The organism is Zooshikella ganghwensis DSM 15267 (assembly GCF_000428585.1).
Classification (GTDB): Bacteria; Pseudomonadota; Gammaproteobacteria; order Pseudomonadales; family Zooshikellaceae; genus Zooshikella; species Zooshikella ganghwensis.
In genome coordinates this window covers 1-1,440 of record NZ_AUAF01000372.1, presented here as the reverse complement: position 1 = coordinate 1,440, position 1,440 = coordinate 1, and the positions used below count along the sequence as shown (strand labels likewise).

The window sequence follows — 1,440 nt, the reverse complement described above, 5'->3', positions numbered from 1 at the left end:
TTCGCAGCCTGAATTGTAATACCAATGAGGGATCAATTCACTTCTAACTAATTGATTTTTCTTATTTATTCAGCTTTTTGTCCTGTACATAGATAATAGAGCTACAAACTCAACTTTAAATACAAAAAAGTTGCTACCCAACCCCAGGCTTTCTATCTTAAGCAAATTTATTAGAAACAGACAATAGCACAGACCAATAAGGTGTTGAGTATTTACATCAATGCTTTTTATGTTTTAACTTCTGCTGAAATAAAATCGTTTCTCTCTGATCCTGCCGGTGCTTATAAATCCAATTCACGATAACGGTTATAAACGTCAGGATTACACCGATAATCACCCCCCAGTCTTTTACCGTAAATCCAGCAATAACGGTCACGGCACTGGCCGCATAAGGTGCGTTAGAAATGACTTTTTCGGTAATCATCGGGCTAACCATTGTCTATCGTTGCCGGGCAACACCTTTCATTTTTTCCATAGTACGGATACCGCCTAATCCTAATAGCGTAAGCACTAAGGTAATGAGCTGGCTGGTATCAATGGTGGGTAGCATTTCGACGACATCGGTACGATTAGCGAGGGATAGACCTATGATAATCAGGTCTCGTAAGATCCAGGCATACGTCAGTAAGCCTACACATAACCACCCCAAACCAGGACGCCAACCTGATACAAAGATGGATGGATGCTTAGCTTCTTCTAGTGTGGTTAGGGCTTGGAGGATATGCGGCTGGTTCAGTGTTTCGAGGGTTTTATTCCGGGCTTTTAGCCTTTCTTCATCACTGGTAAATAAATCATCAAGGCCACTCATGATGGAACCAGCAATATCAGGTATTAGCTTATTAATATTCATTTTTACACGCGGTTAAACTCATTAATATCACTAACAACAGACCACCAGGATTTCACATCAAAATTAGGACATGTCTTGTGCGAATCTAAATCGCAATGCCCACACACTTCAGCATCAGGATAATTAATCTTCCATTCGCGTATAGCGCGCTCCAGGCTTTGCATCTGCGCATCAGTAAATTGATCACGCCCAACCAAGCACACCCCCAGGCTTGTGCTATTGTGCCCAACTACATGAGCACCGATCCAGTAATCAGGACGTCCATGCTCTACTTGTCCATCACGGCGAATAACACGATGGTAGCCAATACCTACCCAACCTTGACCTGTATGCCAACGGTGAATATCTGCAGCAGAGTCATCCCTTCCATTGGGTGAGTCTGAACAATGCACAACAAGTCGGGTAATATTCATAGATTCCTTCCTTAAAACAAAAAAAGCCCACTTCTGCGGGCTTAGTTAATATCTTAGAAGCTAATTTGGACTGATACTTTATATTTTGGCTCTATATGGATTCCTAGGGGGTTATATCAATAGCTCTATTAGATCATTAAGTAAGCTTTTTCCTCGGCACTTTATATTGTACACAAA

3 protein-coding genes are annotated in these 1,440 nt (G+C 41.5%); all 3 read right to left on the bottom strand.

The features are described 5' to 3' along the window. Positions 1-217: 217 nt before the first annotated feature. From F607_RS32245 to F607_RS0127050, 3 genes are read right to left on the bottom strand one after another with little or no spacing between them, the layout of a single operon-like run. On the bottom strand, positions 218-424 hold the full coding sequence (locus F607_RS32245) for an HP1 family phage holin (RefSeq protein WP_038292648.1): 207 nt from the start codon (positions 422-424) through the stop codon (positions 218-220). A 15-nt stretch (positions 425-439) separates the two neighbouring features. Next, positions 440-850: a 3TM-type holin gene (locus tag F607_RS0127055; RefSeq protein ID WP_051311890.1), complete on the bottom strand. Its 411-nt coding sequence runs from the start codon at positions 848-850 to the stop codon at positions 440-442. Between the two features lie 2 nt (positions 851-852). After that, positions 853-1,263, bottom strand: coding sequence for an N-acetylmuramoyl-L-alanine amidase (locus tag F607_RS0127050; RefSeq protein ID WP_038292646.1), 411 nt, complete (start codon positions 1,261-1,263; stop codon positions 853-855). Between the last annotated feature and the right edge of the window lie 177 nt (positions 1,264-1,440).

Bases quoted from the DNA above. Each gene is read 5' to 3' on its own strand.
- F607_RS32245 (WP_038292648.1), bottom strand. From the start codon at position 424: ATGATTACCGAAAAAGTCATTTCTAACGCACCTTATGCGGCCAGTGCC.
- F607_RS0127050 (WP_038292646.1), bottom strand. From the start codon at position 1,263: ATGAATATTACCCGACTTGTTGTGCATTGTTCAGACTCACCCAATGGA.
- F607_RS0127055 (WP_051311890.1), bottom strand. From the start codon at position 850: ATGAATATTAATAAGCTAATACCTGATATTGCTGGTTCCATCATGAGT.